This window comes from Oscillibacter sp. KLE 1745 (genome assembly GCF_000469445.2).
Taxonomy (GTDB): domain Bacteria; phylum Bacillota; class Clostridia; order Oscillospirales; family Oscillospiraceae; genus Oscillibacter; species Oscillibacter welbionis.
In genome coordinates, this window is the sequence record NZ_KI271780.1 from 1 (window position 1) to 15,621 (window position 15,621).

At 50.0% G+C, this 15,621-nt stretch carries 11 protein-coding genes and 1 pseudogene; 6 read left to right on the forward strand and 6 right to left on the reverse strand.

Translation table 11 applies throughout. The features are described from left to right. Positions 1–32: 32 nt before the first annotated feature. From HMPREF1546_RS17150 to HMPREF1546_RS17170, 5 genes are all read left to right on the forward strand, one after another. Entirely contained in the window at positions 33–1,535 is a 1,503-nt protein-coding gene (locus HMPREF1546_RS17150) for a hypothetical protein (protein ID WP_021747354.1), read from the forward strand. Between the two features lie 16 nt (positions 1,536–1,551). Next, positions 1,552–4,641 carry a type I restriction endonuclease subunit R gene (locus HMPREF1546_RS17155; protein ID WP_021747353.1) on the forward strand — a complete coding sequence of 1,030 codons (3,090 nt, stop codon included), beginning with the start codon at positions 1,552–1,554 and terminating at the stop codon, positions 4,639–4,641. Positions 4,642–4,666: 25 nt separating this feature from the next. Next, entirely contained in the window at positions 4,667–6,058 is a 1,392-nt protein-coding gene (locus HMPREF1546_RS17160) for an NYN domain-containing protein (RefSeq protein ID WP_021747352.1), read from the forward strand. Positions 6,059–6,087: 29 nt separating this feature from the next. Beyond that, entirely contained in the window at positions 6,088–8,136 is a 2,049-nt protein-coding gene (locus tag HMPREF1546_RS17165) for an ATP-dependent DNA helicase (RefSeq protein WP_036629186.1), read from the forward strand. 76 nt (positions 8,137–8,212) lie between these two features. Next, the gene (locus HMPREF1546_RS17170; protein ID WP_021747350.1) at positions 8,213–8,824 is read left to right on the forward strand and encodes a hypothetical protein; all 612 of its coding nucleotides are present in this window, start codon (positions 8,213–8,215) and stop codon (positions 8,822–8,824) included. Between the two features lie 276 nt (positions 8,825–9,100). On the opposite strand, the gene HMPREF1546_RS17175 is transcribed toward HMPREF1546_RS17170, so the two are convergent. Next, on the reverse strand, positions 9,101–9,676 hold the full coding sequence (locus HMPREF1546_RS17175) for an SLOG family protein (protein WP_008982971.1): 576 nt from the start codon (positions 9,674–9,676) through the stop codon (positions 9,101–9,103). Positions 9,677–9,827: 151 nt separating this feature from the next. Between HMPREF1546_RS17175 and HMPREF1546_RS17180 the strand changes: the two genes are divergently transcribed. Next, positions 9,828–10,157 carry a helix-turn-helix domain-containing protein gene (locus HMPREF1546_RS17180; protein WP_006573527.1) on the forward strand — a complete coding sequence of 110 codons (330 nt, stop codon included), beginning with the start codon at positions 9,828–9,830 and terminating at the stop codon, positions 10,155–10,157. 152 nt (positions 10,158–10,309) lie between these two features. Here the strand turns inward: HMPREF1546_RS17180 and HMPREF1546_RS17185 are convergent, their stop codons facing one another. From HMPREF1546_RS17185 to HMPREF1546_RS17205, 5 genes and pseudogenes are all read right to left on the reverse strand, one after another. After that, positions 10,310–10,531 (reverse strand): hypothetical protein, encoded by a 222-nt coding sequence (locus tag HMPREF1546_RS17185; protein ID WP_021747349.1) that lies wholly within the window; start codon positions 10,529–10,531, stop codon positions 10,310–10,312. After that, positions 10,528–12,300, reverse strand: a complete 1,773-nt coding sequence (locus HMPREF1546_RS17190) for an antirestriction protein ArdA (RefSeq protein ID WP_301546104.1) — start codon at positions 12,298–12,300, stop codon at positions 10,528–10,530. Before HMPREF1546_RS17190 ends, HMPREF1546_RS17185 begins: the two co-directional genes overlap by 4 nt. 13 nt (positions 12,301–12,313) lie before the next feature. Beyond that, a complete protein-coding gene (locus HMPREF1546_RS17195; protein WP_021747347.1) occupies positions 12,314–12,529 on the reverse strand; it encodes a transposon-transfer assisting family protein in 216 nt (71 codons plus the stop codon). 1 nt (position 12,530) lies between these two features. Further along, a pseudogene (locus HMPREF1546_RS17200) lies at positions 12,531–13,724 on the reverse strand (DNA mismatch repair protein MutS). A gap of 12 nt (positions 13,725–13,736) precedes the next feature. Beyond that, on the reverse strand, positions 13,737–15,620 hold the full coding sequence (locus tag HMPREF1546_RS17205) for a DUF3849 domain-containing protein (protein WP_021747344.1): 1,884 nt from the start codon (positions 15,618–15,620) through the stop codon (positions 13,737–13,739). Between the last annotated feature and the right edge of the window lies 1 nt (position 15,621).

A 15,621-nucleotide genomic window follows, 5' to 3' on the forward strand; every position in this document is an offset into this window, starting at 1 on the left:
GCTAAATTATCGTTTACGCTAGGAGGGATAAGATGAAATACTGCTTTTACTACGATGAGTCTGAGCATAGCAGGGTCATCAATCTCTCAACCGTTACTGGTGAGACATATTATGATGGTTTTCTGGCAGCTATTATCGGGTGGCGCAGCGATCACGAAACAGCTTTTGAACAGCGTTATCATGCTTTTGAAGAAAAATACGCTGATAGGAAGAAAAAAGGAGAGCTGAAAAGCGGAACGATAAAGCCGAAGCAGTTAGTTCATGGATTTGCCTCTCTCAACGAAGCAAATGCAAAGCTGCTTGGAGATTTCTTCTCCATCTTTGATGAGAACAGCTATATCTATCTGTTCTGTGCAAGCAAAATCGAATACGTTATCACCCAGATTTTCAAAGGCTATCGCAATAGCGTCTTCTTTGATATGGACGCTGCACGCTACTCAATAGTCAAAGCGATAGTTACATACCGACCCACAGAGGTAATTGAAAGCCTGTATAAAAGCCCAGCGGAGTTTGTAGCTGCGTTAATGACATTCTTGACGAACCGGATTAGGCGCAACAAAGAAAACCGCGAATTGAAGGCGCAGGAAAACACGGCATTTGAAGCCGTCCTTTATGTCCTGAATAACGTCGATGTTCCGCAGTCCCTCGCTTGGGACTACCATTCGCAGTTTGTCGGGTTTGGAAATTTCCTGAGCAGCAAGGGCATTCTTGATTATTCAGTCTTGCTTGACAAGGAAGGTGAAGCAGGAGCCGAAAGCAAAACTCTCATTGCCGCGAAAGAAGCCAGTTTGAAGAATTGCGAAGAGGCAGACTCGATAGACCACTTTGGAATTAGAATGGCTGATATGCTGGTAGGAATTATCGGCAAACTGATGAAATCGCTATACCATTCCTTGACACCGACGCAGGACAGTCCCCGCATTGCGAAGACTCTTCTTAGCAAAGAATGGTTCAGACTAACCGATGGGCAGTTACAGCTATACAAGCAGCTTTATCATATCGTGTTCGAGATCAACAATGATTGGTATAAGGTCTATGCCGGTAATTATTCAGATGACCTTGTTAGCTTTTTGGGACTGCTGGATTTCATGAATCATTTCAATTCAGCTAAAGACATCGAACAAGACTTTGATATGCAACCGGAGTATTGTAATAGCTGCATCTGCCAAAGACTTGAAACCCATTTTGAGCAGATGAAAAACAAGCTGCCTGTTGAGCCGGTGAAAGATCAAGAAAAGGATTTTTTTAGGAATCGACGCGGCGCAAAAGTTTATCACGATGTAGACAGACAACCCATTCTGGAACTCACCAAAGGAAAAAACGCCTTTGTAGTTCTTTCTGTCGGTATTGCAAAGGGCGGCATCCCATTAGTCACTGTTGAGGCATCTCCTGAAAATCTATGTTATAGGCTGCCTGTACAGTTGTGGGAATGGGCAATAACACTGGTTTCATTGGCAAATGCGGGAGAAGATTTATTTCCTGCTGAGGTAATCTTCACAAAAGCTGAAAACCGCATCTATGCGGATATTATATAGAGGGAGTTGAGTACAAATGGCAGGCTATTTTACCGAATCAAATTATGAGAATGCCGTCTTGCAGCTTCTCAATGAAGAACTGGGCTATAACTATATCTATGGACCGGATGTGGAGCGCGATTATCACTCGCCGCTTTATGAGGATGTTCTGCTACCTTCCTTGCAGCGGATCAACAAGAGCCTGCCTATGGATGCTCTGACGGAGGCGATCTACAAGCTCAAAAACCTTGAAACCGGAACGCTCTTGCAGAAGAACATGGTCTTTATGGACTACCTCCAAAACGGAGTCCCGGTAAAATACTATGACAAGGGTGAAGAACGCTCTACCCTTGTTTACCTTGTAGACTTCAAAAATCCTGCCAGTAACGAGTTCACAGTTGCGAATCAATGGACTTTCATTGAGAACTCCGAAAAAAGACCAGATGTGATTCTCTTTGTCAATGGTCTCCCACTCGTCATTGTGGAGTTGAAGTCTCCGTCCCGCGAAGAAACCGATGCTTCCGCAGCATACCGCCAGCTCCGGAACTATATGTATGAGATCCCCTCTATGTTCATTTATAATGCGGTATGTGTCATGAGCGACTTGACCACTTCAAAGGCTGGTACAATCACGTCCGGCGAAGACCGCTTTATGGAGTGGAAAACAACAGACGGCAGCTATGAGAATACGCAACACGCATCATTTGACACATTCTTTGTAGGACTGTTTGAGAAGACCCGCTTCATTGACATCGTGAAAAACTTCATCTGCTTTAATGTGGATGGACAGAATACTTTCAAGATACTCGCCGGGTATCATCAGTATTTCGCAGTCAAAAAGGCGATTGAGTCTACAAAACACGCAACCGTGACGGACGGTAAGGGTGGCGTCTTCTGGCATACACAGGGCAGCGGAAAATCGTTGTCTATGGTCTTCTATGCTCATTATCTGCAAGAAGCGTTAGAAAGCCCCACTATCGTTGTCATTACCGACCGTAACGATCTGGACGACCAGCTTTACGGACAATTCGCCCGCTGCAAGGACTTCCTCCGGCAAACGCCGCAGCACGCTGAGAGCCGCAAGAATCTGAAAGAACTGCTTGCAAACAGACAGGCAAACGGCATAATCTTCACGACCATGCAGAAGTTTGAAGAAAGCAACGAAGCTCTTTCGGAACGCCGGAACATTATCGTGATGGCTGATGAAGCGCATCGCGGGCAATATGGTCTCAATGAGAAGGTTGTGGTCAAGCAGAAGGACAACGGCGAAGTCGAGGCGAAAACCGTTATCGGCACTGCCCGCATTATAAGAGACACGCTTCCTAATGCGACCTACATTGGATTCACCGGAACACCGATCTCCACAAAAGACCGCAGTACACGAGAGGTCTTCGGTGATTACATCGACATCTATGATATGACACAGGCAGTTGAAGACGGAGCTACAAGACCCGTCTATTACGAAAGCCGCGTTATTCACCTGAAACTCGACGAGAACACCCTCCATCTGATCGATAATGAGTATGACATTATGGCTGACAACGCCGATCCGTATGTCATTGAAAAGAGCAAAAAGGAACTTGGTCAGATGGAAGCAATCCTCGGTGCCGACCAGACGATCAACTCCTTGGTAAATGACATTCTTGATCATTACGAGAATTACCGCGAGAATATCCTGACCGGCAAGGCGATGATCGTTGCTTATTCGCGTCCCATAGCAATGAAGATTTATAAGCGCATTCTTGAGCTACGCCCGGCGTGGACGGAAAAGATTGCAGTGGTCATGACGCAAGGCAATAATGATCCAGAAGAATGGCGTGAGATTATCGGCAATAAAGCGCATAAGGACGATATGGCGCGGAAATTCAAAGACAATAACTCTCCGCTGAAAATCGCTATCGTCGTGGATATGTGGCTGACCGGCTTTGATGTTCCCTCCCTTGCTACGATGTATGTCTATAAGCCAATGGCTGGACACAACCTGATGCAAGCTATCGCCCGCGTCAATCGTGTCTTCAAAGATAAAGAAGGCGGTTTGGTTGTTGATTACGTCGGTATTGCGGCTGCACTGAAACAGGCAATGAACGACTATACTGCCAGAGACAAGAAGAACTATGGTGATACAGATGTAAGCAAGGCTGCATATCCGAAGTTCCTTGAAAAGCTCTCTATTTGCAGAGATTTGTTCCACGGATTCAGTTATGAGAAATTCATGACCGGAAGCGACCTCGACAGGGCAAAGCTCATCAGCGGAGGTGTGAACTTCATACTTGGCAAAAGTGTTGCAGAGTACGAGCTTCCCGACAATGAGAAGACACAGAATGTGTTCATCAAAGAAGCCCTGCTTCTCAAGCAGGCACTTTCGCTGTGCAGCAGCTTGGTAGACGAGCAAACTCGCATGGAGGCGGCTTTCTTCGAGTCCGTAAGAACAATGACCGTGCGCTTGGTTTCAGGCGGTACCGGAAAGAAGTTTACGCTTCCAGAAGTAAATGAGCGCATTAACGAGCTTTTGAAGCACAGCATCAAGAGCGAAGGCGTTATCAACCTCTTTTCTGATGTCCAGACTGAGTTTTCGCTGTTCGATCCGAAGTTTCTTGAAGAAGTGGCAAACATGAAGGAGAAGAATCTTGCAGTCGAACTCCTGAAAAAACTGATTTCCGAACAGGTCTCTGTTTACCGTCGAACAAATATCGTCAAGTCTGAAAAGTTCTCCGAAATCATTCAGAGCGCGATGAACCGCTATTTGAACGGAATGCTCACCAACGAGGAAGTCATTCAAGAATTACTCAAGCTGGCGAAAGACATTGCCGCTGCTGCCGCCGAGGGTGAAAAACTCGGATTGACAGCGGACGAGCTTGCTTTCTATGATGCTCTGACGAAGCCGCAAGCAATCAAGGACTTTTACGAGCATGATGAGCTTATTGCTATCACGAAAGAACTGACAGATTTGCTTCGCAAAAACCAGACAATAGACTGGCAAAAGAAAGAGAGCGCAAGAGCTGGAATGCGCCGCTTGGTCAAAAGGCTGCTGAAAAAACACAAATATCCGCCTGAGGGTATGGATGATGCAGTCCAGACTGTCATGAGCCAGTGTGAGATGTGGACGGACAATGTAATGACCGCTTAACTCCCCTACGAGAAAGGAGTAGATCATGGGCAATTCAGTCATGTTGAATGGCGTCGAATATGCCGGAGAACAGATTGCCTATAAAGACAGCACCTATGAGCTTGTGTCAAAGGTAGCATATCTGATCGGCGTCCCGCTCCGTATTTTTCAAAATGAACACGAGCCACCGAAGATAGAGATATACGACCGGCTTGAACAGGATAAAAATGCCCGTATCATTCGTAATCTATGTATCATCCGCACCGCCATTGAGCGCAACTACCGGAAAATAAATGACATCATGCGGATGGAGTATCGAGGGCTGCTTTCAATGCCAGAGATCATCCCAGCTTCCAGTATGCAGCAGCTTTCAAACGACGGAATCAGCTTTATCAAAAAGTCGAGTACAAAGCTCTGCCACCACATTATCGAGATTAACCGGCTGATTTCAGACCGCATTAACAACTGCAAAAGCCTCTTTCCAATCTGGATTAACTGGACGTACATAAAAGAGCTGTTCATTATGCCAAACGGCTTGACAGAGGACGGAACGAAAGATGCTGCGGACATCTATTACGCAAGTCTCTCCTACTACCCCTATCAAATGTACATCAACTGGGTACCGATGGACGAGGGCAATGTCCTCTATAATGATAAGAAGTTTGCTACCCTGCTTTATCAATGGCATTGCGACGCCTTCACGGAATACAGTAAAGTCTCCGATGCAGGGGCTTTTGTAAAAAACAATATCTACGACTTCATAGATGACAGTGAGAAGACCGTATTGGTAGTGGACTGCGAAAACTCTGACCCGTACAAGCTGTGCGCCACGCTCAAAAACCTTGATTATGAGGTCATGCAGAAAATTACGGCGATCATTCTCTTTGATGACGTACACACCGCTACGGCATGGCGGATTCTTGAAAACTACACCCGCATCCCCGTTGAACATATCATGATTGAGCGGATCAAGCAGAACAAATCACTGGTAGACATCAAGCTCACCGCAAGAGCCTGTCAGGAACACTACCAAAAGCAAGTGGATTCCTTCGTCATCGTCTCAAGCGATTCCGACTACTGGGGGCTGATTTCTTCCTTACCGGACGCCAGATTCCTTGTCATGATTGAGCGGGAAAAATGCGGACCGGATATGAAGGCAGCACTTGCAGAATCAGGGATATTCTACTGCTATCTGGATGACTTCTACTCCGGCAACAGCGAGGACATCAAGAAAAACGCACTGTTCAAGGAGATGTACCGCTGGATTGACAACTCCGTTCACCTGAACGTCAACGATATGTTTGATGCAGCTCTGCGAAACACGAGGATCGAAATGTCTCCCGCAGAGCGGCGGCAGTTCTATGAGAAGCACATCAGGCACATGACGCTGACTATCGACGAGAACGGAAACGTCAGCATTGAACTGAAACGCGGATAGCCTTGGTTTCTATTCCGGGAGGAATGTGGATGGACAACAGATTCTATTTTGGATTCAATACATCGGAGGAACGGAAAAAGCGCAGAAAAGCAGAGCTGTACTCCATGAGTGAGCAAGTCAGCACCTTCTTTTGGGATGAAGCCCCGCAGCATGGTTTGGAAATGCGTGAGGGACAGCAGGATATGTCCTTTGAGATTGTGGACGCCCTCATAAACGATCAGCATTTTGCGATTGAAGCTGGCGTGGGCATTGGAAAGTCCTTTGGCTATCTTGTGCCGGTGCTGCTGTACAGCAAACGCATGAACAAGCCGGTTATCATCGCAACCTCGACCATTGCGCTTCAAGAACAGCTCTGGCGCGATGTCCACGCGGTAATGCCCCTTCTTGGGCTGAACAGAGATGTCATCCTCGCAAAAGGACAGACCCATTATCTCTGCAACAAACGCGCAGATGAGTATATGTGTGACCCGAAGGCTGACCCACCGGACGCGCTCAAAGAAGGAATCCAGCAGGGGTATGAGGAACGCAAGGATTTCCCGGAGGTTTTGCCGCAAGGCATCTGGGACAAGGTAAATGTGCAGCGGTTCAGCATGAAGAATTGTGGCTTCTGTGAAAAGAAGTGCAAGTATTACAAAGTCCGCGCAGCATTAAAGTTTACGGATGGAGTGGTACTGTGCAATCAGGATTTTCTAACCCAGCATCTGATGAAACTCCGGCGCGGTCAGGAAGGGCTGATTAACGCCGCCGCTGATCTGCTTGTCGTGGATGAAGCACACAACTTGGATGATAAGGTGCGGAGTGCCACAACGGAGCGTTTCGGGCAAGGTATGCTCTTTGGAATGATTAAGAGCGCATTCTATGAGCTGCGATCCTTTGACCAGAGCAGTGTGTCAGGTGAAAAGCGAGAGGCAGAGAGCGCAATCATCGCCTTCTATAACTGCCTGAAAGCACAAGTCCAAAAGCAGATCAACGAGGCAGAGCAGGATATGCGCTACGCTGACCGCTTTTTCTTCGACAACAATGGCAGTGCGATTGAACTGCTTACCGAGATGAACGCCGCCATACACAACCTTTCGTCCAGCATTCAGATTTATTCCAGCATGGATTTCAGAAACAACCGTTCCTTTGCTGCCTCTGATGATCTGGATGCCGTCAGCGAGTCCCTTTCAGAGCTTCTTGACCAGATAGACGATATGCTGATCTGGATTGAGCAGCACGGCAGCAACACGGAACTCGTCTATTGCCCTAAAAACACAAAAGAAATTGTGAGCCGCCTATACTTCAATGGTGATGAAAGAACCATCTTGACCTCTGCCACGCTGACGAACGCCACGAGCGGGTCTCTGGAAGAACAGTATTCTTACTTTATCAGCAATACCGGCTTTCCCGCTGGTGACCGCGGCTGCTTATCCGAGCCAAAGCCTTCCCCATATCCATACGATGAACACGCCATGATCTACTATTGCGACGATCTCCCGCACCCGACCAGAGAACATGAAGCCTTCATTGAAAAGGGTGTGGAGCGACTGCTTGAGATCCTGAGCATTTCCAACGGAAAGGCACTCGTGCTGTTTACGGCAAAGACCGACATGGAAGAGGTCTACTCCATTCTCAGTGAGAAAAATCTTCCGTACAAAATCTTGATGCAGCAGCCGGGATCGTCGCAGGACAAGGTGCTGAATGAGTTTAAGGAAGATACGAACTCCGTGCTTCTGGGGACGGGTGCATATTGGGAAGGTATCAGCATTGAAGGAAAAAGCCTTTCCAATGTCATCATTTTCCGGCTTCCGTTCCCTGTCCCCGATCCGATTATCGAGTATAAGTGTTCCGTTGCTAAGGATGCGCTGATGGATGTTCGCGTTCCCGAAATGATTATCAAGCTCAAGCAAGGCATCGGGCGATTGATCCGCAATTTCACAGACACCGGCATTGTCTGCATCATCGACCGAAGACTGCGGGATGAGCCGCCGGAACGCTATCATGACATTACATGGGACTCCCTGCCTATCAAAAATCGGACAAGCAGTTTGGGCGAACTTAGGAAGTTTTACGAAGGTCTGCCCTCAGCCAAGGAATGATGATACAAACGGCAGTCTCTTCGGAAACATAGAGCAGCCCCCCAAAAAAACGACAATCAGAAAACGGAGGTGTATCATGTTGTACAATGAAAATCTGCACGAAGAAGAACAACATCTGATCCAGCAGATTGCCGAGCAAACAGAGAGAGGAAAAATCGACTGGGAACTAACAGAGTACAATCCGCTGTCCTTTCTGAATGAGGACAAGATAGACAAGAACCCAGCAGTAATCTGTCAGTCCTTCTCCTTTGAGGCGATCATCGGCGGCTCCCGTTACGAGCTTGATGTCATGGAGAATATTGATGTGCCGTCCGGTATGGGAGACTACACCATAACCCTGACGCGGGATGAAACCGAAAACTATCTTAAAATTGAGGATGCGCTTTCCTTTGACTGTGACCGCTATGAATGCACACCGGAGGAAGTCGCAGAGCGATTTGCGGACAGCCCCATTGTCCGTCTCTGCAACGCCATCATTCCTGCCACGCTTGAGCAGGAGGATTTAGAAGAGGTCTTCACATGGGCAAGGTTTTTCAACGAGACTGGCATTTCTGCAAAGCTGATGAATCATCCGCTGACCAAGCTCTGTGAAAAGCTGTTCGACGAACACCGTCTGATGGACTTCCATTGCTGCGTCTTGGATGTGGGCTATCGAAAGCTGCTCCTAAATGAACTGGCTCATAACTAAGACACGGAAAAACGCCCCCGACACTGTGCCAGACGCACAGTGCCGGGGGCGTTCCCGTTTCCAGCGATTTATTTTTCTCTCGGCAAGGGACTGTTCATAAGGTGACACTTTCCGTTTTACGAAGCCGTGAAAATTCGATGTGTTCCGTGGAGATATTCACTGGGCAGCATACGCCGTACACGTTTCCAATAATCACCGAGTAGTGCAATGTGTATTCACTATCAGGAAATACTTCACGGTTTTCGCAACGCTTGATTCAGGAGTGGGATTTTTGCCTTATTCCCGCGTGACATCAAGGGAAACCGGATTGATAACGATGATAGATTTGCCCTTTTTGTGGGCATATCTCACGGTGTTCCCGGTACCGCTGGGGCATCCATTCCATACTGCGAGAATATAATCGGCGTGATCGACCATGTACCGATTTCTCTTGTCCATGCAGTCCGACGTGTACTCCCGTTGCAGCATGGTCTCCTTGTCACACTTTGCCGCGATATTATAATACCGTTCCCGTGAAGCCACAGACCATTTGATCGCTTGTGTCTCACAAGGGATTGCACTTTCCAGAGTAATGTGAGGGTATTTTGATTTCAAATCGAGTACAATTTCCGCAGCGTACATATCGACGCCAAGAGCCATGCCGGTAATAAAATGCGTGACGCCCTCGTTCTCGATGAGTGCTACAATCTGATCCCGCATAACAGATTTCAAAGAAGTACAACGCTTATCGGATTCATCAAAGCCGAACGGAAGACTCTGCGGTCTATGACCGGTAAACGCACAAGTCTTGCCTTGAACGGATTGCTTTTCAGCTTTTTGAGCAGACTTTCTAAACTCAATAATGCGCGACATGACACCCCTTCTTTCACTCTTTTGGTAGGTAACTCCATTCTATCACCCTCATCACGGACAGTCAACGCATTGTCGTTAGTAAAATTAACGACGGCGTGCCGTGGATAATGACACCGCCGTTAGGTACACTAAATGCAAAGGTGGTGAGGCTATGCGAGAGAAGAAGGACATCAATATTGAAATCGGCGGCAATATTCAAGTGGCAAGAGAACAGGCGGGCTATACGCAGGACACGCTCTCAGAAATGCTTGGCATGACGCCGAATCACCTGAGCGCTATTGAGCGTGGTGCTTCCGGTATTTCTCTTGAAGCCTTGCAGCGTCTTTGCCGTTTGCTGGGCGTCAGTGCGGACCGAATTATCTTTGGGACCGATGAGCCAGAAGCGGAAGCCCTTGCGCTTGCCAGACGTATTTCGGATATAAAGCCGGAATACCGGCAACAGGTTCAAGAGCTGCTGTCCGCTATTTTGAATATGTCATAATATGTCATAAAAAAGAGCCTCTGCCGACACCCAAACTGGGCATCGACAGAGGCTTTTGGTTCGTTTTCCGGGCATTCAAACAAGTGCCGAAATCGACACTTATTCTCGCTCTATTGCTGGAACTGTGCGGGGAATATAATCACACTGGGCGGTCATTCCTCGTCGCTCTGAGGCTTGCAATCACAGACTTTTTCGACCCCTAACTGTCTACACCGCGATGCCTTGCGGGAGAAGTGCGGACAGGCGATGAGATCCGCACGGAAGCTCTGCTTGCAGCTATGGACGCAGCGGACGCAGAAGCGGTTATACTTCCGGCGTCCGCTATCTCCGATGAAGAACGACCACTCCTGCCGCCACTTCTGACTTCTGCTCACAGCTCAATCTCTCCTTTGTGCTTTTTGGGGGGGCAGCATTCCATCTGCTTTTCAGCCTTTGCAGACTTGAGCCTGTCCATGATGGAGGACTTTTCGCCCCTTTCGGGGGCTTTGACCTCTGCGGTCTTGTCCTCCTTCGGACCGTTGTTGATGATCCCATCAATCATGCCGTAGTCATCCTCCATCGACATCTCCGCTGCCTTGAGGTGGTTTTCCTTCTCAAGTGCCGCCATCCAGCTTTCCTTGCTGATACCGAGCATTCCGCCCTTTGCCGCATGATCGGCAATCTCCTTGGCATCCACGCACAAGCCCTCTGTGTTATCGGAATAAAGACGGTAAACCTCGCAGCCCTTCTCCATCGCCTTTTCAGCCGCGTCCTGACCGGCGGGAAGAACGCCAGCCCATGCGTAGCCGTAGTCCTTCATATCCTGAACGGAGAGCGCGGGATCGGGCATTTCCGGCACTTCCTTGACCTCAAGGTCAAGAAGGCGGAGCGTGTCATCGTCAAAGCCGTTGTAGACATCATCAAGGACGAGCTTACCGCGCTCATCGACGATGATGCAAGCCGCTTCATCGCCGTAGGTGTCATGCTCCATCAGATAAAAGCTGTGACCGCCGACTTCGTGCTGGTCAATGGTGTGCCATGTCCCGATGTGACCGGCAACCGTCAGGCCGGAGGTGTCGGCATTCATCTCAAAGTCCTTCTGCTCAACGCTCTCCTGCTTCTGCTGTTCCTTCGAGATCATGGGGATCGCAACAATCTTATCGCCCAACTTAACAAACTGCTCCGGAACTTTGAAGAGGTCGGAGAACTTCTGCATCTGCTCTACGGTCAGAGAGCCGAAGCTGTCATCCGTCAAGCCGACTACCATGAATGTTCCGGCAACAACGTCGTAGATGTCACCGTCCTCATCACGCAGAGCGCGGTTCAGTGGCAGACCTTCCAGCTTGCCTTCCTCATTGCAGACTAAGGCAACCGGGTCTTCGTAGGGATAAATTGCCTCGATGTAGCCGCCGACCTCATGCTGCAAGGACTCCAGACCGGAGTCAATCTCCTTCACATAAGGCTCCTTGCCCGGCTCAACGATGAGAACGGCAATGGTGCTGTTACGCTCGGCGGCTTCCCCTGAGCCGGTGATCCGGTATTCATCGGGAATGTCATCAAGCTCCCCGTCAAACTGTCTGTCCCAGCGTTCGCTTGCAACGCGGACATAGCCTTCATCGGTGAAGCGTCCCTGCTCATCCATCGCAATATCGCGCCCATAGCGTTCATAGTCGATGTAATTTGCCAGAGGACCGAGATCCTTTTCGGAGTAAATACCGGCTTCGTGGGCGTAATAATAGCCGAGGTCGGATTCGTCGTTGATACCGGGCATGATGTCGTAGCAGTCCAGATTGAACGTCAGGTTGATGAGATCGTCGATGTCGCTGACCTCATCGCAGCCAGCCTCCATAACGGCAACGAGCTTTTCCTGATCGCTCAGGGAAAGCTCGTCAATCAAAGCAGCAAGGTAGTTGAGCTTATCAAGACTCTCGTACTCGCCAAGCATCTTCTGGACGCCGTAGATCGGGCATTCGTAGTCGGTGATAAACCACTCTTCATAGGGCTGACCGAACTCATCCTGCTTGCCGATCCCGATGCGCTCAAAGACCTTCTGCATCGCTTCTTCGGTTGTCGGGAACTTCACCCACTCACCGACCAGCATACCCTCGTTGTACTTGCCAAGGTTCGTGACGAAGGCTTCAAAATTACCGTCTAATACGGGCATAGGCATCCTCCTTTCAGTCATCCACCATGCCGTCCGGCATGATATACAGTTCCTCAAACTCCGCGTCGGTCATGGATTCGAGCTTCTGGATGGTCTTATACATCAGCTCTGCGATCTCGCCGTCCATGTCGTTCAGGGTGACGCTCTTCATATCGTCGATCAGCCGCCTCCGGCTGGACGTGTTGAAGCAGCACATCAGGTTGATTTCTTCCACGGTAAAGTTTTTCATATCAGAGTTCCATATCCTTTCCTTTCAATTTCTGCGGCTTCGGTGTGCGGGGCGGCTGGGCTTTCTGTGCGGATTTCAGCTTGTCGCGGATGGATTCACGGGCAGCGGGCTTCTTCGGGATGGTGTCGTAGATGGCAGTTCCGGCATCCTCCACATAGGAGCGGACATACTGGATGCTTTCAGAAAAGCGGATGGGGCGGTTCTTGTCCTCGATGTTCGTCAGCCGGACTTCATCAGCGGTAAAATCAACCGCGTCGATTCTGCATTTGATGCCATCCACATTCAGCGTCGCGCCGACAGGAATGTAATCTGCGGCTTTGAGTTCCTTGAATGTCTCGCCGTCCTTGCTGAGAAAGACATCTGCGCCGGACTTCCAGAGCTTATGAGAACCGGCTACCCACGCAGTTTCACGGAAGCCAGTCACCGGCAAGGAGGGCTTGCCGCGTACCTTCTTCTCAAGGAGCTTTGTGCCGAGAAGCGGCGCAGCTTTTTCCGCGTCCTTGCCGTACAGCTCAAAATAGCCGTTCTGGGCAAAGCAAACCAGCGCGTCGGGATGCGCCTTTTTGACTGCCTCATACTTCCGAAGTTCTCCAACGGACAGAGGCGAAAGCACCTCTGTTTTTTCTGCATCCGGCAGTCTGTCACGGCGGCCTTTCTGCTTGGACAGCACTTCCGCCAGAGCATCCGCATCCTTCGGGAGCGTCCGGTGGGCTTGTACGCCGCCATGCTCACTAACCAAAGCCATTGCCTCATCGAAGCTGCTGCGGCAGGGGGCTTCCAGCACAAAGCCATCCGCAAAGGTCAGCCGGTCATGATCCGGCGCAACCGAGTTCTGCGCCACATTTGCCGCCTATTCTCGGTAGTTGATCTCAAAGACATCTCCGAAGACCTTGCCGCGCTTGACGGTTTTCAGGACAATGACGCGGGCAACGCACTCGTCGTAGGTCTGTTCCGCATAGAAACGGAAGGTGTTGTGATCTCGCGTTCTCTGAATAAAGACCTGATTTTCATTGAGGCAGTGCGTTCCATGCGGACGGCAGAACCACATCAGCGTTTTGTCTTCGGGATTCTGGCTTTCGGCGGCGCGGCGGATGATGCGCTTGTCGATGTCGAAGTCTTCCTTGTAGCTGTCTACATGACTGTCCACGAGCTTCTGCAGCTCCGCAACGATGTCAACATCTGTGTATTTCTTCATGCGTCTCCTTTCTCACAACTCCATGTCGTGTGTTTTGGATTTGACCGGAGACTTCTTTTCCGGCTGCGTTTTTGCGGCAGCTTTGAGCTGATCGCGGATGGAGGGCTTTTCCTGCGTCTGCTCCTGCTTGACGTATTCCAGCGTTGGCATCAGCTCACGATAGCAGCCCTGAGTTTTTCGCGCCGCATGACGGCGATGGATTTTGAACAGCGGCTCACCGTTCTGCGTGACCGTGTTGCCCTCGATCCTGACGCCGTTCCGCGCCAGCAGATTGAAGGAGTGGTTAGAGGCGCGATAGGACGCCCGCATACCGTCGTTGTGATAGGCAATCTGCCCCTTGAGCGTGTCCATGACGGCAGCTTTGATTTCCTTCTCTTCCGCAGTCAGTCGGTGCGCTTTCGGTGCTTTTGCCGCTTCCTCCGGCATGGAGGCAACGGGAGACTTGATCTCTACGGTTTTTACCTCAATAGAGGTAATCTCATCGCTCTCCCATGCAACGACCTCCGGGTCTCTTGCCGTTGCCTTCTCAGAAGTGACATCCTTTTGAGCTTCGGTCTGCTGACGGAACGCATCGACGAAAAGTGCTGTCAGTCCGGGATTGGGTTTATCCACAAGGAAGCGGGAGGCGTTTTCGGGGCAGACATCAACGGTCTTCGCCCATTCCTTGAGGGGCTGCGGAATGCGCCCGTCGAAGTCTTTCTGCTGAATGGTGTTTGCAAGGACATACCGGACGCGCTCCGGAGAGAACTGCTCAAGGACACTTTTCACGGCGGCATCCGCATCCAGCCGGTTATCTCCGTAGTTGGAGCTGATCGCCGCCTCAATCGCTCTGCGGCATTCCTCGTTTGCAGCAAGGGAGGCGCGATAGGCGTCCATCTCACCGGCTTCATAGGCGTAATTCGCCGTCTCGCGGTAAATGGGGACTTCCAGCTTTTCCTCCGGAACGGTTTCCTTTACGGGAGCTTCCTTCTCTGCGGACTGTGCTTTCTCTGCCAGCAGCACCTTGAGCTTGGCGTCAATGCCCTCAATCATCTCAGCCGCCGTCTTGCGGATGGTGTCCAGAGAGCTTTTCAGTTCCTTGGTTTCCTTGCCGGATGACCAACCGGCGATGTAACCGAAGGAGTAGTCCGAGGTTTCAATGCCGTAACGCTGGCAGACGGTGTAGGCAACGCTCTCTGCCTCAACCTCTTTGGTATGACGATCCTTCTTATCTTCGGGAGCTGCTTTTTCGTCTGGTTTGACTGCGTGGAGCTTTGCGTGGGCAATCTCGTGAATGGCGGTCTTGACCGTCTGGATTTCGCTCATGCCCTCCTGAATGGCAATGCGGCTTTCAACCGGCGAGAAGAATCCCTTTGCACCGCCCGGAATGTCCTCAAAGGAAATAGGGACGGGAGATTCCTGCCTGAGCGCGTCGAAGAACGCCTCGTAGTTTTCGACGGTGCCTTTCAGTTCATCGACGATGATGTCCGGAAGCTCCTTGCCGTCCGTCTGGGAAACATCGAAGACACTGACCACCTTGAAGGCAGGACGCAGAACCTCAACCGTCTCCGTGACAGCCTTTCCGTCTGCACCGATCACCGGCTTCTGCGTCACAGGATCAATCTTCTCGCGCTCTTCCTGCGCCTTGTACGGCGCGGGTGCAAGAATCTTGATGCCCTTTTCGCCCTTCATGACCTGACGGTCGAAGTTACGTTGCCACGAGGTATAACCGGCAACATAGGTTGCCTCCGGCTTCTGCATCGCAATGAGCAATGTGTTGTTGAAGGAATAGTTGTAGAACTTGGACATCGTGCGGAGGTATTCCTTGAATCGCTCAGATTCAAAAAGCTCCTTGATGCCCTGTTCCAGCTTGTCCGTGATTTCGCGGACTTGCTGTGCATTTTTGTTTTCAGCCATC